Source organism: Bacteroides sp. AM16-24, from assembly GCF_003471885.1.
Lineage (GTDB): Bacteria > Bacteroidota > Bacteroidia > Bacteroidales > Bacteroidaceae > Bacteroides.
The window spans coordinates 1-25,345 of sequence record NZ_QRKI01000014.1 but is presented as its reverse complement, the minus strand read 5'-3'; the positions used below and the strand labels follow the sequence as shown (position 1 = coordinate 25,345).

Annotated in this window: 19 protein-coding genes; 7 read left to right on the top strand and 12 right to left on the bottom strand. The window is 42.8% G+C overall.

The window, feature by feature from the left end:
* The first annotated feature begins 23 nt into the window (after positions 1-23).
* The 4 genes from xseB to DW182_RS15560 all read left to right on the top strand — a co-directional run bounded on the left by xseB (position 24) and on the right by DW182_RS15560 (position 3,266).
* Positions 24-239, top strand: coding sequence for an exodeoxyribonuclease VII small subunit (gene xseB / locus DW182_RS15575; protein WP_007659652.1), 216 nt, complete (start codon positions 24-26; stop codon positions 237-239).
* A 52-nt stretch (positions 240-291) separates the two neighbouring features.
* Entirely contained in the window at positions 292-1,311 is a 1,020-nt protein-coding gene (locus tag DW182_RS15570; RefSeq protein ID WP_118296097.1) for a branched-chain amino acid aminotransferase, read from the top strand.
* 3 nt (positions 1,312-1,314) lie between these two features.
* Positions 1,315-2,073: a tRNA (guanosine(46)-N7)-methyltransferase TrmB gene (gene trmB / locus DW182_RS15565; protein ID WP_007659654.1), complete on the top strand. Its 759-nt coding sequence runs from the start codon at positions 1,315-1,317 to the stop codon at positions 2,071-2,073.
* Positions 2,074-2,165: 92 nt separating this feature from the next.
* Complete coding sequence (locus DW182_RS15560) at positions 2,166-3,266, top strand: Mrp/NBP35 family ATP-binding protein (protein WP_118296096.1); 1,101 nt, start codon at positions 2,166-2,168, stop codon at positions 3,264-3,266.
* 81 nt (positions 3,267-3,347) lie between these two features.
* Here the strand turns inward: DW182_RS15560 and DW182_RS15555 are convergent, their stop codons facing one another.
* The 3 genes from DW182_RS15555 to DW182_RS15545 all read right to left on the bottom strand — a co-directional run bounded on the left by DW182_RS15555 (position 3,348) and on the right by DW182_RS15545 (position 7,166).
* Positions 3,348-4,547, bottom strand: a complete 1,200-nt coding sequence (locus DW182_RS15555; protein ID WP_117707866.1) for a peroxiredoxin — start codon at positions 4,545-4,547, stop codon at positions 3,348-3,350.
* A gap of 118 nt (positions 4,548-4,665) precedes the next feature.
* Positions 4,666-6,699 (bottom strand): M56 family metallopeptidase, encoded by a 2,034-nt coding sequence (locus tag DW182_RS15550; protein ID WP_118296095.1) that lies wholly within the window; start codon positions 6,697-6,699, stop codon positions 4,666-4,668.
* A gap of 104 nt (positions 6,700-6,803) precedes the next feature.
* A complete protein-coding gene (locus tag DW182_RS15545; RefSeq protein WP_115503207.1) occupies positions 6,804-7,166 on the bottom strand; it encodes a BlaI/MecI/CopY family transcriptional regulator in 363 nt (120 codons plus the stop codon).
* Between the two features lie 308 nt (positions 7,167-7,474).
* On the opposite strand from DW182_RS15545, the gene DW182_RS15540 reads away from it, so the two are divergent.
* Positions 7,475-9,025: a Gfo/Idh/MocA family protein gene (locus DW182_RS15540; RefSeq protein ID WP_021967566.1), complete on the top strand. Its 1,551-nt coding sequence runs from the start codon at positions 7,475-7,477 to the stop codon at positions 9,023-9,025.
* Between the two features lie 88 nt (positions 9,026-9,113).
* Here the strand turns inward: DW182_RS15540 and DW182_RS15535 are convergent, their stop codons facing one another.
* The gene (locus DW182_RS15535) at positions 9,114-11,015 is read right to left on the bottom strand and encodes a TlpA disulfide reductase family protein (RefSeq protein WP_118296094.1); all 1,902 of its coding nucleotides are present in this window, start codon (positions 11,013-11,015) and stop codon (positions 9,114-9,116) included.
* Between the two features lie 130 nt (positions 11,016-11,145).
* On the opposite strand from DW182_RS15535, the gene DW182_RS15530 reads away from it, so the two are divergent.
* Both DW182_RS15530 and DW182_RS15525 read left to right on the top strand, forming a co-directional pair.
* On the top strand, positions 11,146-12,210 hold the full coding sequence (locus tag DW182_RS15530) for an SGNH/GDSL hydrolase family protein (RefSeq protein WP_117707869.1): 1,065 nt from the start codon (positions 11,146-11,148) through the stop codon (positions 12,208-12,210).
* 21 nt (positions 12,211-12,231) lie between these two features.
* A complete protein-coding gene (locus DW182_RS15525) occupies positions 12,232-14,535 on the top strand; it encodes a GH92 family glycosyl hydrolase (RefSeq protein WP_118296093.1) in 2,304 nt (767 codons plus the stop codon).
* Between the two features lie 188 nt (positions 14,536-14,723).
* On the opposite strand, the gene DW182_RS15520 is transcribed toward DW182_RS15525, so the two are convergent.
* From DW182_RS15520 to DW182_RS22320, 8 genes are all read right to left on the bottom strand, one after another.
* Positions 14,724-15,956 carry an ABC transporter permease gene (locus DW182_RS15520; RefSeq protein WP_007210520.1) on the bottom strand — a complete coding sequence of 411 codons (1,233 nt, stop codon included), beginning with the start codon at positions 15,954-15,956 and terminating at the stop codon, positions 14,724-14,726.
* Positions 15,956-17,134 (bottom strand): ABC transporter permease, encoded by a 1,179-nt coding sequence (locus DW182_RS15515; RefSeq protein ID WP_007659676.1) that lies wholly within the window; start codon positions 17,132-17,134, stop codon positions 15,956-15,958. Before DW182_RS15515 ends, DW182_RS15520 begins: the two co-directional genes overlap by 1 nt.
* 33 nt (positions 17,135-17,167) lie before the next feature.
* Positions 17,168-18,154 (bottom strand): HlyD family secretion protein, encoded by a 987-nt coding sequence (locus DW182_RS15510; protein ID WP_118296092.1) that lies wholly within the window; start codon positions 18,152-18,154, stop codon positions 17,168-17,170.
* Between the two features lie 47 nt (positions 18,155-18,201).
* The gene (locus DW182_RS15505; protein ID WP_021967568.1) at positions 18,202-19,689 is read right to left on the bottom strand and encodes a TolC family protein; all 1,488 of its coding nucleotides are present in this window, start codon (positions 19,687-19,689) and stop codon (positions 18,202-18,204) included.
* Between the two features lie 117 nt (positions 19,690-19,806).
* Complete coding sequence (locus DW182_RS15500) at positions 19,807-20,685, bottom strand: hypothetical protein (protein ID WP_118296180.1); 879 nt, start codon at positions 20,683-20,685, stop codon at positions 19,807-19,809.
* A gap of 73 nt (positions 20,686-20,758) precedes the next feature.
* Positions 20,759-21,880, bottom strand: coding sequence for a nucleotidyltransferase family protein (locus tag DW182_RS15495; RefSeq protein ID WP_118296091.1), 1,122 nt, complete (start codon positions 21,878-21,880; stop codon positions 20,759-20,761).
* Positions 21,881-22,145: 265 nt separating this feature from the next.
* Positions 22,146-24,641, bottom strand: a complete 2,496-nt coding sequence (locus DW182_RS15490) for a hypothetical protein (RefSeq protein WP_147400127.1) — start codon at positions 24,639-24,641, stop codon at positions 22,146-22,148.
* Between the two features lie 61 nt (positions 24,642-24,702).
* Positions 24,703-24,852 (bottom strand): hypothetical protein, encoded by a 150-nt coding sequence (locus DW182_RS22320; RefSeq protein WP_199678597.1) that lies wholly within the window; start codon positions 24,850-24,852, stop codon positions 24,703-24,705.
* Between the last annotated feature and the right edge of the window lie 493 nt (positions 24,853-25,345).

Below are 25,345 nucleotides of genomic sequence, written 5' to 3'. Positions count from 1 at the left end.
TTAATTAAAATAAAAATATAGATATGCCTGCTCCGAAGAAAAAAGAAACCTATTCCCAGGCAATGGAACGTCTGGAGAAGATTGTCCGTCAGATAGACAATAATGAGTTGGAAATCGATGCGCTTGCTGAAAAAATAAAGGAAGCGAATGAGATTATTGCGTTTTGCAGTGACAAATTGACTAAAGCCGACAAGGAAATAGAAAAATTACTGTCGGAGAAGCGAGAAAGTGAAGAATAAAGATTAAATTTGTTGCAAAATGTACGTAATGAGATTACTAATACTTTGAGATATGAAAGAAATAGATTGGTCTAATCTGTCATTCGGATACATGAAGACAGATTACAATGTGAGAATTAATTTCCGGGAAGGTGAGTGGGGAAAACTTGAAATCAGTAGTAGTGAACTGATCAATATGCATATGGCAGCTACCTGTCTGCATTATGGTCAGGAGGCATTCGAAGGATTGAAAGCATTCCGTGGTAAAGATGGTAAAGTTCGTATTTTCCGTTTGGAAGAGAATGCCGCTCGCTTGCAGTCTACCTGTCGTGGTATTATGATGGCAGAATTGCCCACAGAACGTTTCAAAGAAGCTGTACTCGCAGTAGTGAAGATGAATGAGCGTTTTATTCCGCCTTACGAAAGCGGTGCTTCTCTTTATATTCGTCCGTTACTGATCGGAACAGGTGCACAAGTGGGGGTTCGTCCGTCCAGTGAATATATGTTCCTGATCTTTGTTACTCCGGTAGGTCCATACTTTAAAGGTGGTTTTGCTGCTACTCCTTACGTGATTACTCGTAAGTACGATCGCGCGGCTCCTCTCGGAACAGGTATCTATAAGGTAGGTGGTAACTATGCAGCCAGTTTGCGTGCCAGCCAGGAGGCTCATGCAGCGGGTTATTCTGCAGAATTCTATCTGGATGCCAAAGAAAAGAAATACATTGATGAATGTGGTGCAGCCAACTTCTTCGGCATCAAGGATAATACTTATATAACTCCTTTATCTACTTCCATCCTGCCTTCTATCACAAATAAGAGCTTGATGCAGTTGGCTGAAGATATGGGCATGAAGGTTGAACGTCGTCCGATTGCAGAAGAAGAACTTTCTACTCTTGAGGAAGCTGGTGCTTGTGGTACTGCTGCGGTAATAAGCCCGATTGAACGTATTGACGATCCGGAGAATAATCATTCTTATATCATTGCCAAAGACGGCAAACCGGGACCTGTATGCATGAAGTTATACAATAAGTTGCGTGGTATCCAATATGGTGACGAACCTGATACGCATGGCTGGGTAACCATTGTAGAATAACGCATGAGTAAAGGTAAGTTAGCGAAGTTTGCCGATATGGCAAGTTATCCGCATGTGTTCGAATACCCCTATTCGGCAGTAGATGACGTGCCTTTTGAGATGAGAGGAAAATGGAATGAGTCGTTCTTTAAGAATGACCATCCCATTGTTTTGGAATTGGGTTGCGGACGCGGTGAATATACAGTAGGACTGGGACGGCTATTTCCAGATAAGAACTTTATCGGAGTAGACATCAAAGGTGCCCGTATGTGGTCTGGTGCTACGGAGTCGATGCAGGCTGGCATGAAGAATGTCGCTTTCCTGCGTACGAACATCGAAATCATCGATCGTTTCTTTTCAGAAAATGAAGTGAGTGAAATCTGGTTGACCTTCTCTGATCCACAGATGAAGAAGGCCACAAAGCGTTTAACTTCCACTTATTTCATGGAGCGCTACCGTAGATTCCTGAAACCGGATGGTATCATTCATCTCAAGACAGATAGTAACTTTATGTTCACTTATACCCGTTATATGATTGAGGAGAATAGCCTTCCAGTGGATGTGATGACAGAAGATCTGTATCACTCCGGCATGGCTGATGAAATCCTTAGCATTAAAACTTATTACGAACAACAATGGTTGGATCGTGGGTTGAACATCAAGTATATCAAGTTTCATTTGCCGAAAGAAGGTGAACTGCATGAACCCGATGTAGAAATAGAGTTAGATGAATATCGCAGTTATAACCGCAGTAAGCGGAGCGGACTGCAAACTTCAAAATAATACATAGTGATGAAGTGTTAGGGTGATAAAGTGCTGAACTGATAGTCACTTTATCACCTTACCGCTTTATCACTCTATCACAACTTTAGATTATGACACTTTATCCTAAACTGATTTTAGATGCACTGGCAACAGTGCGGTATCCCGGCACCGGAAAGAACCTTGTAGAAGCGGAAATGGTTGCTGATAATTTGCGTATTGAAGGCATGAAAGTCAGTTTCTCATTGATATTTGAGAAGCCGACCGATCCTTTTATGAAGTCTGTAATAAAAGCTGCTGAAACAGCTATTCATACCTATGTATCCAATGAGGTAGAGGTTGTTATTGCTACGGAGAGTAAGCAGGCGGCACGTCCTGAACCGGGTAAGTTATTGCCTCAGGTAAAGAATATTATCGGAATTTCTTCTGGTAAAGGTGGGGTAGGTAAATCAACGGTATCTGCCAATCTTGCAGTAGCTTTGGCAAAGTTGGGCTATAAAGTAGGTTTGCTGGATGCTGATATTTTCGGTCCGTCTATGCCGAAGATGTTTCAGGTAGAAGATGCACGTCCTTACGCAGAAAATGTAGAAGGACGTGACCTGATTGTACCGGTTGAGAAATATGGTATAAAGCTACTTTCCATAGGTTTTTTTGTTGATCCTGACCAGGCAACTCTGTGGCGTGGTGGTATGGCGAGCAATGCTTTGAAGCAACTGATAGGTGATGCGAATTGGGGCGACCTTGATTATTTCCTTATCGACCTGCCTCCCGGTACAAGCGATATTCACTTGACAGTGGTTCAGACGCTAGCCTTGACGGGGGCTATCGTAGTCAGTACTCCGCAAGCCGTTGCATTGGCCGATGCTCGTAAAGGTATCAATATGTTTGTCAATGAAAAGGTAAATGTTCCTATTTTCGGTCTGGTAGAGAATATGGCTTGGTTTACGCCTGCCGAACTACCGGAAAATAAATATTATATTTTCGGTAAGGAAGGCGCTAAGAAGCTGGCAGAGGAAATGAATGTACCTTTATTGGGGCAAATTCCTATTGTACAAAGCATCTGCGAAAGTGGCGACAAAGGTACACCGGTAGCGCTTGATGAGAATACTGTGACAGGACGTGCTTTCCTGCAATTAGCGGCAAGTGTGGTTCGCCAGGTAGATAAGCGGAATGTGGAAATGGCACCGACGGAAGTGGTGAAGATGCAGAAATAAGAAGTATCCCTTATATTTATAAAAGAAACAGTAGACTGAGTATGGATAGCTCAATCTACTGTTTTTTATTGGGACATGTTTCTATAATAATTCCGTTATGGCATCCATAATTTCTTTGTTTGTTCTTTCATTGCCATATCCCCTGATAACTTTTCTGATAATGTGGTGTTCATCCAGTATGAAGAAGAAGGGGGCTGCATTCCCTGTTTGATAGTCTTTGATTACCTGGTCGTTTGCATTCAGAATGGTGTAATTGAGCTTTTTATTATTTGCATACACTTGAATGGAATGTTCCTTCCGGCTCCAGCCTTCTATTGCTATAAGGTCGAAATCTTCATTACTGAATTTGCCTTTCAATTCTTTCAGGAAGGGAACGGCAGCCTGACAGGCACCACAGCCTATTCCGGTAAAGTTGATTAGCAACACTTTGCTTTTTTGGTTGGCAAGTGATACCGGATTGCCATTGGAGTCGTTTAAAGTCCATTCTGGGGCCTGCTTGCCTGTAAGTTCGGGTGCTGAGGCAGCTTTTTTATTACCGTATCCGTATGGCTCAACAGTATACCCCTTTGGGTAATAATCAGATACATTGAAATCATTAATGGACAACTTGTTGAATTCTACGGATGTAATAGTCGTAACTGATATATCATGCGACATTTCTCTCCGTGCTTTATAAGGTAGATTGTCCGACTTACGTATCCATAGCTCATAGATTGAGGTCGGTTCTACATAAAATGGCGGTTCCGGCATGTGATAGGCTTTACCGAAGAATTCCACTTGGGTATCTTCTTCAATAACCAATCTGAAAAAATAATCATTACCTTTATCTTGCAAGTCAACGGTTATGTTGTCCTTTGTTTGCAGGGCATATTTTATAATGTTTTTTGTATAGTTATAAAAAGGACCAATCAATGGTCTGAAAGGGAGTGACCGGGCGGTGAAGTTGTCTTCTACGATTGTTTTGTGCTCATCATACACCAGTACTCTTTTGTGCCCGTCATAGCAAAAGGTCATTTTGTCCATGTCTTTCGTTTCAAAAGAAGCATAACTCGCTCCAACGGTACTATCATTCGGATTATTGTATTCATTAGTATAATCAGAATTAGTGAATATTGGAACTGTATCACCGGGTTGCCAGGATTCATTAAAACTCGTGTAGCTTGCCGACTCTACCTTTTCGAGGTTATTGAGTACTTTCTGCAAGTATTCCTTTTGGTCTTCCTGTGCATTGACTGTGTTGATTATAAATAAGAAGGATAATAGAATAAGTAGCTTTTTCATGGTGCAAGAATTTTATGATTATCTGCATCCTCCCCTTGATGCCGGAATAAATGATCAGGGGGAGGACTTGCGGATAATCTATTGTGTAAGAGAGAATTTAAACTGAATAGAGGTTACTTTATTGTAATCTGAAAACGATAGGGAATGTGTATTTCACGTCTACTACTTTTCCTCTTTGCGTACCCGGTTTCCATTTAGGCATGTTCGTAGTAACACGGATTGCTTCTGCATCCAAAGATGGATTTACGCCCTCGATGATTTTAGGACGTGTGACATTACCATTTTTATCGACTATCATTTGTATGACTACCCGTCCTTGCACCTTTTCCTTTTGTGCCTCTACCGGATATTTGATATTTTTGGATAAATATTGCATTAATCCATTCGTGCCACCGGGGAATGAAGGCATTTCTTCCACTACTTCAAATACTACGTCTTCATTGACAGGCGATTCTTCCTTAGGGGCATAAGCCACGACTACCATTTCATCGACTTTTTCTATAGGCTTGTAGTCTTCTTTTGGGACTGCGTCATCTTTTAAGCGGAACATTACAGGAACTGTATACTTCACCCGGACAGGTTTTCCTCCCTGTGTACCGGGTTTCCATTTAGGCATTGCACTGATAACGCGCACTGCTTCACCGTCCAATTCAGGGTCTACTCCACGGATAATTCCTATGTTGGAAAGACTTCCGTCTGCGTTTACAACAAAATGTACAGTAACGCGTCCTTGTGTGCCATTCTTCTGTGCATTCACCGGATATCTGATGTTTTTCGATAAGAATTGCATCATTCCTGACATTCCGCCATCAGGATATTCCGGCATTGTTTCCACTACTTCATATACTGGATAGTCCGGATCATCAACAGGCGGATTTTGCCATTCCCTATCCATGACAATCTTCATGTTGGAGTTGTTTTCTTTGTTGACAGTGGCGGGTACCCCCATCATTTTTCCATCTTTTTTCCAAATTACTATCATTTTAGCATTCTTGAATGCTTTGAAAGAAAAATTACCGTTCTTTCCCGTGACATACGATTGACCTTGTGGTAATTTGTAGTCGCCATCAACGAAAAACTCAGCGCCTTCCACCGCTTTTCCGTCTTTATCCACTACTACCCCTTTGTAAGTCACAAGCTTGTCTTTATCCTGTTGCGGTGCCGGTGTTTCCAGCGGTGCCGTTTCAGTAGCAACTTCCATATCCGGCGCAGTTGTATCTGACGTCAGATTATCTTCCACAGCCTCTATGACCTCTCTGGCAACTTCTTTCGTGGTGCGTGCCACGGCTTCGATGTTGCTAATAATCATAAGTAAGGCTGCCAAGGGGAGGAACATAAGATACTTAGTTCTCCCTATTGCTCGGGTTCTCTTTTTGTTCATCATTTTGATGCGTTTTTTTAGAGGTAATACATTAAAACTGTTATAGATAGTTGCTGCAGCCTTATGGTGTGATAATCCTAACAGGTGATACTGATAGGCTTTGGAATCATGCCCGGTTTCAAGTACACGGTTGTCCGCCAGATATTCCAGATTGGTGCGGATTTCCCGTTTCATGAGCCAGGCAAAAGGATTGAACCAGCAAAATGTACATACAATCTCACTGACAAGTACGTCAATGGAATGCCATTGGTTGGCATGAGTCTGTTCGTGGGTTAATATTTCGCTTAGTTCATCTTCTGTATGTGAAGTCGGATGAATAAAAATCCAGTGAAAGAAGGAAAAAGGTCCGCTTGCTTGCTTAAGCAAGTGTACGTTGGTATTTCCAATCTTCGTTTTCCGGCTACGGAAAGCTAGCCGAATAATGCCTGCCAGTTGTATAAGAAAACGGGCGGCCAGTAGGGCTACTCCTCCCCAATAAATAAAACCAGCCGTTTGGAGCAGGATTGCTTTCCAGTCGAAGGTTGTCTTTTCCGGCGTCAGGGTAAACTCCGGCAAAACGATGTCGGCGTATAAATCTGCCATGGCAACCATAGGTTCCTGTGCCGTAATCCAAGTTTGTATATTTAGTAATGGATAGACGGCAGATACGGCAAAGAAACAGAGCAAAGCAACCCTGCGCCACGTGAAGAACGTGTCTTTATAGAAGAATAGCCGGTAAAACGCATAAAATAGCGCAATGGCTACGTTGATTTTTAGAAAATAGGCCAACATCTTTTGAAGTATGATTTATAGTTTATGATTTATGTGTTTCTTGAATCATGAAATATTTCCCTTATTCCGGATGTTATATATCATAAATCAAGAATCATAAATCTTCACTCTTTTCCTTTCTCAATCATATTGATGATATCTTTCAGGTCATTGGTTGAAATCTTTTGCTCTTTGGCAAAGAAAGAAACCATTTCCTTATACGAGTTTTCAAAGTAATTACGCACAAAGCCACTCATGAACGTACGTTTGTATTCGCTTTCACGGATAGCGGGTGTATATTGGTACGTATTTCCTACGCGTGCGGCTGTAACATACTGCTTGCGTTCCAGGTTCTTGACGATGGAAGCTACCGTAGTGTAGGGAGGTGCCGGTTGGGAATATTTGGCAACAATGTCTTTTACGAAGCAACTGCCCAGTTCCCAGATGTAGATCATTGCTTCTTCTTCTTGTATTGTTAATTTTTCCATGGAATAAAAGTTTTTGAATGAATTCAATACAAATCTACGAAAGTTTCGTAATAAAGCAATGAACAGTGAGTTAATTATTCTAAATACTGCTTTTTGAATCATGTGGATTGTATTATTGGGCAGTTGGAGCTAAAGTATATTGTGGGTATTTCTTTGCTGTGATATGTTTTTATGGCTTTTGTATGGAAAAAGAGGAGAATATTTGCATTTACTTTGAAGAGATTGGTTATCTTTGAGCATCAAACAAATTTGGATTTGAAATAGACTGTAGTATCGTACAGATTGATTCACTTTAAATTAAATAGAACATGAAGATTTTGAAATCATTGTTGTTGGGTATGTGTGTCGCATTATGTGCATGCACATCTCAAACTTCTACTGTGCAAACCAATGACAAGGGCACTCAGTGGGAATGGAAGAATGGAACTATTATTGTGAAAACTCCCGAGCGTCCGGCTGGGCAGCAGAGTGTGATTGGGCTGACTGCCCCGAAGATGGAAGTCGTTAGAGTAGGATTCGTAGGACTGGGTATGCGTGGCCCCGGTGCTGTAGAGCGTTTTACCCATATTCCCGGTACGCAGATCGTGGCTCTTTGTGATTATGAACAATCACGTGCTGAGGGCTGCCAGAAGTATTTGCAGAAAGCATCTTTGCCTAAAGCAGCTGTTTATTCCGGAGAGAAAGGATACGAAGAACTTTGTAAACGCGATGACATAGACCTGGTTTATATTGCTACCGATTGGTTGCATCACTTCCCTGTAGCAATGTGCGCTATGGAGAACGGCAAACATGTAGCTATAGAAGTTCCTTCGGCTATGAATCTTCAGGAGTGTTGGGACTTGATCAACATGAGTGAAAAGACTCGCAAACATTGTATGATACTGGAAAACTGTTGTTATGACTGGTTTGAAATGAATACGCTGAACATGGCACAGCAGGGAGTATTTGGTGAAGTGATTCGCGGACAAGGTGCTTACATCCATGAATTGAGCCCGTTCTGGGATCATTATTGGAAGAACGGTGAGAATGATAAACTGGGATGGCGTTTGGATTACAACAAGAAACATCGTGGTGATGTGTATGCTACTCACGGTCTTGGTCCTGTGGCGCAAGCATTTGATATTCATCGTGGCGACCGTATGGTGACGTTGGTAGCTATGGATACCAAGTCGGTTGTTGGTAAGGATCTGGTAGAAAAAAGAACCGGAGAGGAATGTGATGATTTCCGTAACGGTGACCATACAACTACACTGATTCGTACGGCAAACGGAAAAGTTATCGAGATTCAACATAATGTGATGACACCGCAACCTTATAACCGTTTGTATCAGCTTACCGGAACCAAGGGCTTTGCCAATAAGTATCCGATTCAGGGGTATGCTCTTGATGCTAAGCAGTTGAGCGCTTCGGGAGTAGAACCGCAAGTTGACAATCTGAATACCCATAGCTTTTTGCCTAAAGAGGAAATGGAGGCGCTTGTAGAAAAGTTCCAGCATCCAATATTAAAGAAGTATGGTGAAATGGCTAAGGAAGTAGGAGGCCATGGAGGCATGGATTTCATTATGGATAGCCGTTTGGTATATTGCTTGCAGAACGGTTTACCTTTGGATCTGGATGTATACGACTTAGCAGAATGGTGCTGTCTGGCAGAACTGGGTGAGCTTTCTATGGATAACAATTGTGCTGCTGTGGAATTTCCTGATTTTACCCGCGGCGAATGGAATGTTATAAAAGGCTATAAGTTTGCTTATGCAAGTCTTGAAGAAGAAAAAGAGACTATGGATAAAGCTAAAGCCTTTACAAGCAAATTGAAAGAAAAAGGAGCCGAAGACTGGAAGCAGGAATCGGGTGAGAAATAAAACGAATGGCACTGTTCATCATTGAATGTAAATGATGGGCAGTGCCATTTTTTTTTTAACAGGCTTCGTACCGTCCGGTACTTCTTTTTTATTGATCAGCTACTTTCAGAAGCTCTTCTTTCATTGTTTTAACACCGGGGAAACCTACTTGTCTGTATTTTATATTTCCTTCGCGGTCAATAATGAGGTAGGTAGGAACACCTGAAACATTGAAACTCTTGCCTAAGAAATTCCATTGGGCAGCTGTCACACGGTAATGTTCACCATGAATATCAGGAATCATATTTTCCCATGTCTTCAATGGAGATGTCTCACCGGTGATATACAAATACACAATATCCTTATCTTTTAATTCTTCCTTCATTGGAATCATTTCTTTGTTAGCCATGCGGCATGGACCGCACCAGGTAGCCCAGAAATCAACCAGCAATACTTTTCCACTGAACTTACTGATAATGGAAGCAAAGAGGTCTTCATCGCTGACTTCACCGGCTTCATTTACTGTGAATCCCGTCTTTTTCTTATTGGCTTCAATCTTTGCCAGGAGTTCATCGTTGGCTACAGTCAGCATTTCACGATAAGCGGAAGGGAAAGTGTTGATTGTGTTAATTTGCTCTTCAGTTAGCGGAGTGAAATTCTTGATGCTTTGATAAAGAGGAATAACCCGGACGATGTCAAAGAAGATACCGTTGTCTGTTCCCCAAGTTTTGGCAAGGTCATCACTTTTCTGATAATAACCGATTACGATGTTTGAGTAATTGCTGGACAGGGTGGCTTGCAGATCGTTTAGTATTGCAAAGTTAGCATTTGGAATATAGTCAGCCGGTATTTTCTGTGCCCGTTCCATATAGTATTTTTGAGCTTCTTCGCGTGTTATCTGATTGGCCTGTATGGCAGCTGATGTCAGTGTATTTGCAGCTAAACGCAATAACCCAATTGTGGACAACTTATTGTTGATGGTGAGTACTTGACGTGTTGCCAGACTGCATGGGAGTTTGTCTATTTCCGTTTGCACTTCAGCAGACAATTCCAGTACTTTTGATTTGTAAGTGTCTATATCCATACCGGCAAATGCCTTCATGTCCTTATATACCTTATCTTGTACATTGGTGTCGGGCATATCCTGGTTCAATTCTTGTGCAACAGTTGCTAAGGGGCCGTTAATGTATAGAATCTCTCCGTAAGGCTTCTCCTCGCTATGGAATTTAGACCGGCGGCGGGAGATCTCACGCAAATTGATATATGCTTCAGTCGTTTTTCCCGGTTCCATAAATAGTTGGAGGGGGGAACTGCCGGACATATATATAGAAACGGGTGTAGTACTTGCCAAGGATATTTCTTTGCTGAAACTACCATCCGGTTGGATTTCTACCAGTGCTTCCGATATATCGCCTTTGGCACTTTCCCATGATACCAGAGTCATGGTCTTGGACATGCCGGGACGGAAATCCAGTAACTTACCTTTCAAGGTAGCTTTACCATATTCGATGACAGGGTTTGGCAGGGCAGTTTCTTTGTCTGCTTTATGGATAACAGCCTCTTTCGGCAGTACCAACTTTGGCAGATTATTGCCTTTCAACTGGATTCCCCAAATACTGAATCCATTTTCAACGTCGGCACCTTCTGTGAAGTCAATGGATGTAACGGATGCGGGAAGGGGAGGAAACACTAACTGAAACTCGGCTTCACCGGATTCCGGCATCCAAAACTCTGCATCCGGTGTGATGCCTATGCCCGAACGTAGTTGGTAAGTCTTTCCGTTATTATCTTGCAAGTAACTTCCTGAAGCAATTTTTATCCAGTTTTTAGGCCGGTATTTGGCAAAAATGTGCAGGACTGTAGCCGTGTCACTGATTTCGACCTGGTTGACTTCAATAGAGGTGGTGTTACTTACGACGAACGGAGGTTGTTCAATCACTTTGTTTTTAGCTTGAATGGTGCAGCACATGCATAGTAGCAGACTGCTGAGGAGAAAATTGAGCTTTTTCATACTATATAGTTTTTATCAAAGTTACGAATCTTTCGTAATTGCAGAACATCTTGCTTGTTAATTGATGTAAAACGAATGAAAAATGTAGTTTTTCAGTGTAACTTTGGGTCATCTTAATATCTATTAAATCATGAGAACCAAAGCTTTAATTTTCGGATTGCTGCTGGCAGCTTCTACTCATGCCCAGCTTCTTTATCACGATGCTTCCGCTTTCCCCCTGTTAGGCAAAGCTACGGATGCTACTCTTACCCGTTACGAACGCCTTCCGGCTTCTTTGAAATCTGTTTCCCGCAAACCGCTCTGGGATTTAGGACGCAATAGTGCCGGACTTGCTTTGCGCTTCCGTTCCAACTCTACATGCATTGGGGCAAAGTGGGAAGTGAGGGATAACAGAAGTATGAATCATATGACTCCTACCGGAATCAAAGGACTGGATCTGTATTGCCTGCAAGATGGTAAGTGGGTCTTTGCCGGTAGCGGGCGGCCTCAAGGAAAGGTAAATGAGGCTACTATCGTGAAGAATATGGATCCTGAAGAACGGGAATATCTTTTATATCTTTCTTTGTATGACGGAGTCACCTCATTGGCAATCGGTGTGGATAGCCTTTCGACGCTTGACCAGCCTACTGTTGATTTGCCGGTACGTGAGAAGCCCGTTGTTTTTTATGGAACCAGTATTTTGCAGGGTGGTTGTGCTTCTCGTCCCGGAATGGCCCATACGAATATTCTGGAACGTTGGCTCAATCGTGAATGTATCAATTTAGGTTTTAGCGGTAATGCTTTGCTCGATCTGGAGATTGCGGAACTTATAGCTACGGTCGATGCTTCCATGTTTGTGCTTGATTTCCTTCCCAATGCCACAGTGGAACAGATGAAAGAACGGGCGGAGAAATTTTACTCTATCGTCCGTAGCAAACATCCCGAGACTCCCATCCTTTTTGTAGAAGATCCTATTTTCACTCATTCCCGTTTTGATAAAAGGGTTGCAAGAGAAGTGAAAGCTAAAAATGAAACGATTGCGGCTATTTTCCAGTCAATGAAGAAAAAGGGTGAAAAGAACATCTATCTTCTTTCTTCAAAGGATATCATCGGGCACGATGGTGAGGCTACTGTTGATGGTATTCATTTTACAGATCTGGGCTTTATGCGCTATGCGGAAGTATTATATCCGTTAATTAAAAAACATATTCGGTAACTTTTTCTATTTTATTATTCTATGAAACATGGCAGGTCTTGGCTATCGGCTTTATTGATTTCTTTTTCTATTTTGTCATTTGCTCAAAAAGAGCCGGTGGATTATGTCAATACGATTATTGGTGCTTCAACTTCGGCAGAGGCCGGAAAGTCGGGGCATGGGTTGGGAAAAACCTTTCCGGGAAGTTGTACTCCTTTCGGACTTGTACAGTTGAGTCCGGATACTAAAACAGGTGGTGATAACGGCCCCGGATATTCGTGGCATCATTCTACTATCGAAGGATTCAGCTTTACGCATTTAAGCGGTATTGGCTGGTATGGTGATTTCGGAAACTTTCTGGTAATGCCTACCACCGGACCATTACGGACATTCAAGGGAACCGAAAATAAACCGGAGGAAGGTTACCGTTCCAGATATTCCCATGATACGGAGATTACACAGGCCGGATACTATTCGGTATACTTGCAAGATTATCAGGTGAAGGTGGAACTGACATCCGCTCCTCGTTCAGGGATTCTGCGTTTCACATATCCGGAGTCGGAAAAGTCACGTATCCAGATTGATCTGGCCCGTAGAATTGGTGGTACATCTGATGAACAATATGTGGAAAAAGTAGACGAATATACGATTCGGGGATGGATGAAATGCACGCCCGCTTGTGGAGGTTGGGGAAACGGCTCGGGTAAATCTGATTATACCGTTTACTTCTATTGCTGTTTCGATCGCCCATTGACGGAATACGGTGTTTGGAGTGCTTCTATTCCTGAGGGTGTCAGCAGAAAGAATGATGCCAATGATAATCTGGCCTATTTCAATTATATTAAGGATGCCCGGATCATATCTGCTCCCGGGAAGGCACGGGGAAATCACTTGGGCTTTTATACAGAGTTTCCTACCCGGAAAGACGAACAGGTGCAACTGAAGTGTGGTATATCGTTTGTCAGTATGGAAGGTGCCCAGCGCAATCTGGAACAGGATATTCCGGACTGGAATTTTGAGCGGGTAAAAGAAAATACACGTAATCTGTGGAATCAGGTACTCTCTTCGGTAAAGGTTGAGGGAAGTGAAAGGGATAAGACTATCTTTTATACCTCTTTGTATCATACAATGATCGATCCACGTTGCTTCTCCGATTGTGACGGCCGCTATGTAGGTGCGGATAAGAAGATCTACCAGACGGAGAATTTTACTTATCGTACTGTATTTAGCGGTTGGGATGTATTCCGTAGTCAGTTCCCATTGCAAACATTGATTAATCCCCGATTGGTGAATGATGAGATAAACTCTTTGATCCAGATTGCCCAATTAAGTGGGAAGGAGTATTTCCCGCGTTGGGAAGTAGTGAATGCATATTCCGGCTGTATGTTGGGAAATCCCGCTATCTCGGTGCTGGCGGATGTCTATGAGAAGGGGATCCGGGAGTATGATGTACAGAAAGCCGTTGAGTATGCTGAGAATACACAGAAGCAGTTTGGTAATGGAGAACTGGGATATACTCCCGGCAGTCTTTCCCATACATTGGAGTATGCTTATACGGATTGGTGCTTAGGACAACTCATGGGTTCCTTGGGCAAAAAGAAAGAAGCAGCTGAATATGAAAAACGTGCCAAAGCTTACCGGAATGTGTGGTGTGACAGCGTGCAGTGGTTTCGTGCCCGCGTGAAGGGTGGAGGCTGGTTGCCTTGGCGAGGTCGCACGGCACAGGATCAGGGTACCACGGAAAGTAATCCTTTCCAGCAAGGCTGGTTTGTCCCTCATGACATTGACGGAATGAAAGCTCTGATGGGAGGACAAAAGAAGTTTGATGCGGAACTGGAAGAGTTCTTTGCCAATGTTCCGGAAGATTTTTTGTGGAATGATTATTATAATCATCCTAATGAACCGAACCATCATGTACCATTCCTTTTCAACTACTCTTCTTGCCCGTGGCTGACACAGAAGTGGACGAGAAAGATTTGTGATAAAGCTTATGGTGACGATGTTCTGGGATTGTGCGGAAACGAAGATGTAGGGCAGATGTCGGCGTGGTATGTATTGGCGGCTATGGGCATTCATCCGGTTTGTCCGGGAAATCCCCGTTATGAGATTACCAGCCCTGTCTTCGAAAGCGTAGAGATAAACCTGGATACACATTTTTACTCCGGTAAGAATTTCAAAATCATAGCGCATAATAACTCGCCTCAGAACATTTATATTCAGTCGGTATCATTGAACGGTAAGAAATTGAACCGTTTGTGGATAACGCATAATGAGATTGTGAAGGGTGGGGCACTGGAATTCGATATGGGACCCGAACCAACTGCGATGGATGAGTTAGTATTTTGATTACCAATGCGTTGCATTTACCGATTGTTTACCGTAGGATGTAAAAGCATTTACTGCCGTATGTAACGACCTTTACCCCTTATTGTAACGGCTTTTACCTCGGCATGTAACGGCCTTTACCTCGGTATGTAAACAGAGTTACCGTGTGGGGTAAACAGAGTTACCATGAAAGGTGACACTACAGTATGTTATTTGTTCTTGTATTCTTTGTATTTTTCAATCACATGTTTCCTGCTTTGGATAATCTGCCAGCGATATACCCAGCAAGTAGTCAGGAAGTAGATGCCTGCCTGTATCCATAATGCACGGTATTCAAAGGCTACTTCGCCCAGTGTAGCTCCCATGCTATTGATACGTACATAGCCATTGATGCCGAAAGTGGACGGGAAGATATAAGAGAAGTATCTCCAGAAATCCGGCATGGCGGCTCCCGGCCAGGAAACACCTGAAAGGAACAATAAAGGTACGGATGTGAAGACGAATATCAACATGCAGGTTTCACGGTTGCGTATGGCAATAGAAGCTGTCATGGCAAAGAATATACATGCTGCCAGATAAGGCAACATAAAGAGGGTCAGTACACCCGGTTGAGCTATCTGGATGAGACTGAACAGACGTGGCACTACACAGAGCACATATACGGATACAAGTGCATACACCATGAAGTAACTTAAACCTTTACCCAGCACGATACGTAATGTGCCGTTGTAGTGGCGGTTGATAGGAACTAAATCTTTGAAACGATTCTGTTCGCGGGCTGTTCCGGCAGAAAGTCCGATACCCAGCAGCAAGGTTTGCTGAATAATCAGTATCAATACCGCAGGTATCAGGAAAGCCGCAAAACCATTTGCAGGGTTGAACAAGGTAACATCTTCATATTTTATCGGATAGGCGGTAATCTCATCCTGGCGGTTGGTGGTATTGCCGGCACGTTGCATTTTGATGTCTGCATTCATATCCAATGACACGCTGGTATTGGTGTTCAGCAAAGATTTATAATAAAGCAATCCGCTCATATCGCAATACAGACTGACCTGCGTTTGCTTTCCCCGTGCAATATCTTCACTGAATTCAGCAGGTATATAGATGATGCCATAAGCCAGACGATCTTTCAGCATCAGTTTGGCTTCTTCCATGTCGGCGCAATAAGATACAATCTTCACTTCCGGACTGGAGTCCACTTTGCGCAGGTATTCGCGGCTTAACGAACTGCGTGAGTTATCCACTACCACAGCAGGTACTTCCCGTATGGTTTCATTGGTATAAATGAAAGCATAAATCAGTGGATACACCAACGGGACAAGCACAAAGAAGATGAGCACACCCTGATCGCGAAAGGTCGTGCGGAATTCCCGTATCCAGATATAGAATAGGTCGTGGATACCTTGTACTACTTTCTGTTTGAACGTCAGATGTTTCATTAGGGCACGTATTTATAATAAATCAACGCTTCTTTGAGCCGGTGTACGACAAAGAAAGGAAGCATCATAAAAATAAGTAACGCCACATAGTTTATCCATGAATAGATCATCGGATAACCGTTCAGGGCCTGATCTACATAGATCAGGAAATAGTGACGCAGCGGGAACAGATTGGCTAATCCTTGCAGAACCGGATGCATTGCCATGGCAGGGAATGATAGGCCGCACATAGAGAATGAAAGCACTCCCCATAAGGATGCAAAACTCAGTCCCAGACGCAGGGTAGGCAATGTACCTATCATCAGTACACCCATCCCTTGCGAAGCCAGTACAAGGCAGAGAGTGGCAAGAAGCATCGGCATGATGCCACTGTTGCAGGGGAAGTGCAGGAAGCCATATAGATATACGTTATACAATATACCCATCAGGAAGAAAATAGCCGTATGCGGCAACAGCTTTCCGGCAAGGGAGATATAGATGGAATTATTTCCCATGCGCAGCCATTCGCGTGCGGTACGGTCTTTTATTTCCACGCCGATGGAGTAAACCGTTATCATAAATATAAGCAGCATCAATACACCTGGTGCAAATGTGTTACACAGATATACGGAGTAATTCAGCCACGGATTGTTCAGCGGATGTGTATCGATGACGATGGGTTGCAGGAATGCCATAGCCTGGTCTTCCGTAGCACCTTTGGCATACAAACTGGTGCGTGCTGCGGCTCCCGATGCCAACTCGCTCATCATCTTCATATCTTTGTAAAGCAGAGAACCGGCGATAAGCAGCGTGTTGTTGGTATAGAACGATACGGTAGGCTGTCGTTGAGATTGCGCCTTGGCAGTGGTACCTTTCGGAATGTAGTAGAATCCGTAGATTTCTCCTTTCTGCATGGCGGCACGTGCTTCGTTGATAGTAGGATAATGGGCTACGATGGCGGTCTGCTCAAATGCATCCAAGTTTCGCATCAATTGGCGTGAAGTGGATGTCATATCCTGATCCACCACCCCTACAGGCATATTGACCGGTAAGCCCGAATCCATCAGTGTCGTGAAGAACACGTAGCAGAACAACGGCGCTATCACCATGCAGAACAGGTACAGCGGACGGGAAACGAGCCGTCGGCTTTCCCGTTTCATGACGTTCCACAAAGCTATATATTTCTTATCTCGTGCCATTCCTTATACTTATCACTAATCACTAACCGTTAATCACTTCTTCAGTATCACCGACATTCCGGGACGTAAGCCTTCCACTTTCTCCTGTGGTAAAGCTTTTACCTCAAAAGTCTTCAGATCAAATTGCCCGGTTGTTTTCGTAGCCTTCCAGGCTGCATAAGTACCAAGATCCTTCATGTAGTTCACTTTCAGGCGGATATTTTTATCCAATGCCGGAACGAAAGCTTCGAATTCAGTTCCCATTGTCAGACCTTGCAGCAAATCTTCCCGAACATTAAAAGTTATCCACATATCATCCAGTATGGCTATGTTCATGATCGGTGCACCGGTTCCTACCAATTCACCTACTTTGGGGAAGATTTCCGAAACTTCTCCGGCTGTCTGGGCTATAAGATAAGTTTCTTTGATATAAGATTCTACTTCTGCAACGGCTCCTTTGGCACGGTCTACCAAGGCGGCAGCTGCTGCTTTATCTTCTCGTTCCGCACCGTTTTTTGCCATGTCGTATTGAGCTTTGGCGGCTTTTTCTGTAGCGACGGCAGCGTCCCGCTGTGCAGTAACCTCATCCAGCTTTTGGGCTGACATCACGCCCTGATCAGCAAGATTCTTCACACGTTTGTAAGATTTCTCGGCTATTTCAAGTCCTGCTTTGGCTTTTTGCCACATCTCAAAGGCAGCTTGTACCTGTTCATGACGGGCGCCTTTCAGTGCTTTCTCATTCTGTGCCTGAGCAGCAGCTTCTGCGGCCCGAGCCTGTTCCAGCTTAGCTAACACATCCGGAGCTTCCAGTATGGCGAGGGTATCCCCGGCTTGTACACTTTGTCCTTCCTTTACGCGGAATTCCAGAATTCGTCCCGGTACTTTGCTCGATACCCGATACTCTGTGACTTCAGCTTGACCTTGTACGATTTCCGGTCCTTTGCGCAACATGAAGAAACCCACTACGGCTACAATGGCAATGACGCCTGTCAGCGTTAAGAACGCTAGTAGCATGTTACTGTTTTGTGATTTGGTATCCATCTTATGATTTATGATTTCAGATTTATGATTTATGAGCTTTCACCCTTTTAATTTTTAATATTTAATTGTCCCAATGCTTTCTTCAGGTAGATGTCAGTCAGTTTTACGTCAATCTGTGCATCTATCTTTTCGGATTGGGCAGAAAGCCAGGCTGTGTGTGCTTCGAGTACGTTGCTGGCAGCTATCACGCCTTCTTCAAATCCGAGTGTAGCATAACGGAGGTTTTCATCCGCTTTTTCCAGATTCTTTTCTGCCATAATCAGTTTCTTTGCAGCTTCATTCACTTTGAAAACCGACTGGTTGACTTGAAGCTCAATCTTTTCTTTGGCGTCATCCAACTGATATTGGGCGATACGGGCTTCTGCTTTGGCTGCTTTTACCTTATACATACCTTCTCCCCAATGCCAGATGGGTACTTGTAATACTACACCGACATTCCACATACCTTTGAATTTCTTTTCAAATCCGTTGAAAACAGAAGGATTGGTCATCATGTAGCTGCCCATCAAAGCTAATGATGGCAAGTATTCTGAACGGGTGACATTTACTTTCTGTTTGTAGATTTCCGTGGCAAGTTCCAGGCTGCGTACTTCCGGTCGTGTAGCATAAACCGTATTGAGATCAATGCCGTTGGCAGCTACCGGATCGGGCTTGAGGTCATTTCCCTTTTCATCTTTCAGGATGATGGGAGAGGAGAGGTCCAGACCACATAGTTGGCATAGTAACATTCTGGAAAGACTCAGCCCATCTTCCACTTTGGTGAGTGTCATTTCCGCTTCGTTTACTTTTACCTTTACCGACAAACCATCTGCTTTAGTTGCGACACCTTCGGCAATCATCTTGTCCACATCGCTTTCCAGTTTCTGCAATAATTTGAGATAACCTTCTGCCAACTTCTTTTTGCTGGCGAGCGATACGACTTGCCAATAAGCCTGGTCGGTACTGAGGATTACATCTTGCAAACCACTATCATGCTGTTGGCGTGCCAATTCTTCGGCATATTTGGTAATCTTGTTGTAAGCGCGAATTTTCCCACCCATGTACAGCGGTTGTGTCAGCGTCAGGGCGCCGGCGTACATGTTGCGGGTATCTGTACGGAATGCATCAACGAGGGAGTTTCCGAGACCATTGAGAGGAGAAGCAATGTCTACGTTGCCCAATGCCTGGATCAGTGCCATGAACTGCGGATTCTGTGTCAGTTCGGGGTGCTGCGTCAGTATACCTTGTATACCATTTTGCATAGCACCGCTTACTTGAGTTCCCATTGAACCTAACGCACCTTTCTGGGCATCGCTCAATAGTGAAATTTCTTTTTGGGTGCGCATATATCCACCGGTGGCGGAAATATCGGGGAGGTAATTGGTAAATGCTGCCTTTCGCTGATAATGCGCAGAGTTTATTTTCTCCTGGCTTATCAGTAGTTCTTTGTTATTGGCAATTGCCAATGAACGGCAACTATCGAGGCTTAAAACCTCTTGTGCGCAGACTGAGAAGGTCAGACATACCAACCAAGTGAAACAGAAGAACTTTCTCATTGTGTCTATACATTATTAAGGTGATTAAAATGTTGTTTTGTGACGCAACAATAATTGCATAAACAACGATGCAAATGTATAGGCTTTCAGTGAGACCTCAAAATAATTTAAACTTTTTTAGTCCAATGTAAAGGATTGCGAGCCGATAAGTGTTCCGTCAGCGAAGAGATCTACACGGTAAGTACCTGCATATAAGTATTCTTCCACGTTCCAATATACGGTTATATTTTGTTCTTCACCGTTGTATTCAATGTACTTCTTGATGGAATAACCCAGTTCGCGGTTCTCGTATGGGAAGGTATTTGCGGGATTTTTGGTCAATACATCATTGTCCGGTTTGGTGATACGTACGTAGATAATACGTTCTCCTGTCTCGGCAGTTATATTCTTGACGATTGTGAATCCTATTTTGAATTTTACTACATCTTTCACCTTCTTGGCTGTTTTGTCCCGTTTGTTGACAGCCTGTATGTTGATATTGGTAGCGTCTAACTGGGCGGCAAGGGTGACTTTTTTATTCAGATTCTTTTTCTCTTCCGCCAGATTGCTGATTTGGCGGGAAGCATCGTTATACTTCTGCGTCACTTGTGCAATCACTTCTTTCTGATGAGCAGTGAGGCGGTTCAGTGAATCTATCTGGTTGATATATCCTATCATAACCTTACGCAGAGTGGCAAGCTCCTTTTTCAGTCGGCGTATTTCTGCGGCATTACTGCTTTTTACGGTACGCAGTTCTTCCAGTAAACGTTGGGTTTTTAATTGTTCCTGTTCCAACAGTACAGACAGGGAGTCATTGGAAACTGTCAGCTTCAATTCATCGTACTGTTGTGCAAAGCGCGTATATTCGTTTTCCAGGTCTTCCTTTTCCAGTTGGAACTCCTGTACTAGTTCTTTATTGGTCTGCTTCTCTGAAATTAATAAAGCGGTAACTCCTACTAATAATAGTATAAAAATTATCCCGACGGTTATCAGAAGTTTGTTCTGTTTGTTAAGCATAGATTTCTGTTCTTTATAAATTGAGATTATACATAGCATTCTTTATGCGCCGAGGCCGGAACGTTGCTCGGCTTCAGCGTCCGAGCAGTTTGTTCCACTGCATCTGTATGGAGTGGAGTGCTACAATGATCGGATACCAGCGTGCTTCAGCCGGTGCAAGTCTCTTCATGTCTTTGCATCTGGCTGTCAGTTGTGTCAGCGTATGCCATTTTCCACTCCAATATCCTTTGGGACGCCGTTTTTTATCGGTATTGAATTTGCCGAAGTTTCCTCCTTTCCAAATGTCATTCATCAGCCACTCGCCTGTGGGCAGGTCATCCGCAGTGTAGGCTATCGGCAGGTGTTCGTCCGAAAGTCCCAAATACCTGGTGGCAATAACTCCGAATATCCTTGCTGCCTTTGTCAGACCATATTCCTGTAACAGTTGTCTTACGGCTTCTTTATCGAGTGTGTCTGCATGATGGTGCAGCAGGCAGGCCCAGTCGCATATTTGGCGCAGACCGATACCTTCATTTAAGGCATGCAACACAGAGTGGATCAGTATGTAGACAGTATCGAACGTAAGAGGGGGGACGCTGACCACGCTGTCGCCTACCTGCAATGTACGCATCTCGGCGGCACTGTGCCATCGGGCGATTTCTGCTTGGAAACTCTTGTTGGCCGAAGGTGCGTTCAGGGTATTCAATACCCGGTGGTTTTCAATCCTCACGCCGTGCCATTCAAACCCTATATGCTTGAAAGTCTCATCCCGATCCGTGTCGGTGGCATCAGGTTGTAGCAATGCATTGATCTTTTCGTAGTTCTCGCTGCCGGTAAACAAGTCGATATCACCACATTGCCGATGCAGCGGATATCGGTAGTTTTGTGCTACGCCTTGGCCTTTCAGCAGCACAGGTTCTACGTTATGCTTGCGGCATAATTCATATACATTGGTTAGTTCTTGATTCAGCACATGGTTATGTTCTTCTATTTGCAGTAGTGTATTGCACCACTTTAAATAAAGTTCGCGCTTCGGACGCAGCTCTTGTGGCAAAGTCTGCATACCGTCGAAGGTGATGCCTAACAGGGCTTGTGCTTTGGCCGACTGGTATAGTTGTGCCCAATCGGTTTGCGCATCAAATAGACCGGCATCTGTAGCAGTGCCCCATAAGCCTGATTGTACAAGCGAAAAAAACTGTTTTTGTATAGGAGTCATATCTTTCTGCTGGATTCATGTTTTCGTTTCCGGGGGCAAAGATAGTGCAAACCGGGGGCATATAAAATGAACAAGCTCATTTTTTATGTCGAATGCAGTTTATTTTCACTTTTATAGAGAAGATTCATAGATAGAAATCCAACGTATCATAATGAAAAAAATGGGGTTGTGTTAAAGCACAACCCCAAATATTAAACATTTAGATTATATAATCCTATTCAGTCAGTTTTTCCTTTTAAAGAAGAATGAATAGACTCATACTTCTTTAAGGTTTCTTTGTTCCGTATTCATTACCCAGCCAAGTAATTGTACCAGACTGGCTAACACGCATGCCACCAGAAATATACCCTTTATTGTCTACAGTGTAAGTTGTGGTATTGTTACTGTCAACTTCTGCCTGGAATTTGCCAGTCAAGACAACTTCTACATTATTCGTCAGTCTTGTACCGTATGCCAAGGTGATGTCTTTCACTGTAACTTTCGCATAACTAGCATAGTCACCTGTAGAAGCTAATTCATTATTACCTTCGAAGTACAACAGAGCTTTCGATGCTGTAAGTCCCATAGTAGAAGCCTTAGTCGGGTTAAATGTCAATTTAACATCTTTCTTTACTGTGATCTTAGTAGCATTGGTCAAGCTCCAAGCTTCAGAGTTGGCGTCAGAAGCCTTAGAAATGATATAGTGAGTTACACCATAAGAATTGGCGTTCTTCATGAAATCTGCCTTCTTTTCATTGTCACCTGTTCCAGGAACAATACCATCATTGTACTCAGCAATGAATTGACCATCCTCTACGTTAGCAATATTGACATTTTTCTTGTCTCCACTTTTAGCATAATAATAGTTGATAACATTGCTGTTGTTCAATGTTGCTGCGTTGGTAGCAGTACCTTGCAACTGAGCAGTATAGAATAAATTGATAGTACCTTCATTAGTTACGGTTGCCTTGCTGGGGAAGCTCAGGATACCCTTAACGTTCATAGTACCGTTGTTCGTACTCTTGTTTGCAATGTTCAATTCACCAGCTTTTTCATTCGTAACTAAAATGTTAGTGATTCCGTTCAAAGTTGCAATGCCAGTAGTCAATTTTGCACCGTTAACGTTCAGAATAGAGTTTTCCTCTGTTGCAAAAATACCTGTTCTGAAATCAGCGTTTACGTCCAGAGTAGCATCTTCTACAACTACTATATCAATTTTGCTATTAATCAACTGACCAGCGCCAATCTTGTTTTTACCATTAAATTTGATAGTCACTGCTTTTTCTGCGTGTTCATTCAAAGTTAATGTATTGCCTGCAGCAATGAATGCTTTGATAGCTTCGTTATTACTTTCAGCAGACCAATCGAAATCAGTCAAATCCAAAACATTGTTAGCGTCATCACCGTCAACACAGAGCGCAAAGTTCTTCTTCACTGCATTTCTGCTGTTGATACGTTCGATGGCAGCAAGCAAATCTTCCTGAGTTTTAATACAGTTGGTTTCAAATGCCAAATCATCTACATTTACTCCTATAAAACGAGTACAGAATGCTCCTGTTCTTGAAGCCCATCCACCTGCGTAGAATGCTTCAGTATCCTGGATCTTGGCAAATTTATCACCCACTTCTGCATCAGGACCTAAAACGAGCATGCCACTAGGATCGGCTTCTGTACTTCTATACCAGTCGTTTTCTGCAACTTCCACAACACCATAGTTAGTATGGATTCTCAAAGCCAATTTATAGTTGTCGTTCGTAAAATAGCTGTTTTTTTCTGTGTAAGGCATCAACAGGAAATTTACGCGACCAGTAGATTTAGCCACAGGTTGGTCGATAATAGTAGTGATGCTTGAAACGTTTTTATCATTGACAAACAGCCCTGTCTCATCATCTGTCGTAGGCAATGCGTATTTGGAAGTACCGTTCAACGATGGAATACCAAATTCATCGTATTTTCCGTTATTCCATCTTTTGATCTTACCCATGTTAAATAGACCGGAAGTCGCAATTTTGTCTCTAGGCCATTCTTGATCGGTTGTCACTACCAGGTCAACGCTTTCAATCTTTACCAATTCAGGATTTATAGTTGTCACCGTACCTGCTCTAAAGGTCACACGAGCATCCAGCATGTTGGCAAAACGAAACATCTCCATATTAATAGCTTTCGACATGCCAGCCTCTTCATTTTGCAACGGATAGATGTAAGTCGCATTTTTGTTTGTTTTTACAGTTTGCTTATCTACTCTTCTTGACACCCACGGCATCTTGTCCACAACATAAGAAAGTACCTCTGCCGGTTGGTCCAAGTCCGTACTTCTCTGATGTTGTTCTGCATCAACACTCAAGCCAAATTTACCATCTACTTTATATCTGTCAGAATAAGGATAGTAAGCAAAGTATTGGCCTTCTAATATCTGCCCATCCTGCATTCCAAAAATATTTTTGCTAGGATCGTTGCAAGTCATACGGGTATTGCTTGCCCAAAATGCAGTATTTGGCAGTACAGTCGGATCATATTGTCCTTGAGCTAATTGTGTTTGGATTTCCGGTGCATTCACCCAAACTAGCCCAACTTGGTCTCCTGCTTTCCACTTTAAATTCCAACCGTCATTTGCCATTCTGGTTGTGGCATTTGTTTCCTTATTAAAGGATAAAGTGACGTTTTCCAACGGCTTTCCTTTGTATTGTACTTCCGGTTCTACGTTCACCAGAGCCTCTTCCTGGCTACATGCTGCAAATAAAGCAGGCAGTGCACAAGCCATTAATAAATGTTTTGTTTTCATTGCAATAGTTTAAATTTTAATATTAATTAATATACGTTCGCCTAGGTTCAAAAACTTTTATTTAGTCGTCGCCACCACTAAGGTCACCGTCGTTGCCACCTATCCCAGGACCTTCAATGCCAGAAGCAGCAAAACCTAATTCTACTTCTACCTTCAGAATTTCCACTATCGGAGCTTCATACTTCATTTCCTTTTCTACTTTCATAATCATAAATTTAAATTGTTAGTAATATAAAAAATCTCTTCATTATTAATTAGTAATACACCTCTCTATTGTAAAAATCAAGCCCGTTCTTACGATCTTGCAAATATTTCTATAAAGGGGGCCAGTAAAACCTCCTTTTCAGCCTGCAAAGTAAAAAACAAATTTCCTAAATAAGCGGTGAGTGTATTTGGTTGATATACAAAGTGTTATTGGTTTTATAAAAGAGCTAAATATCCCAATAAAAGAATCTATTGAAACCTGACAATCTGAGCGAACATGCTGAACTACAATCCATTCCGAGTTCATTTCCCAATAAGCTGTTTTACTCCTCCAAGTAAATTGACACTACTTTTTAGCACCTTATTTTGTAAGAATGTACTATTATAACCCATTTATTTCCAATAACAAAGAGATTCTATTAATCAAAAAAACATTCATTAAACAGAATAGTAATGACACCATTTTCAGGCACCAATGACAAGAAATGAAGTTACAACCG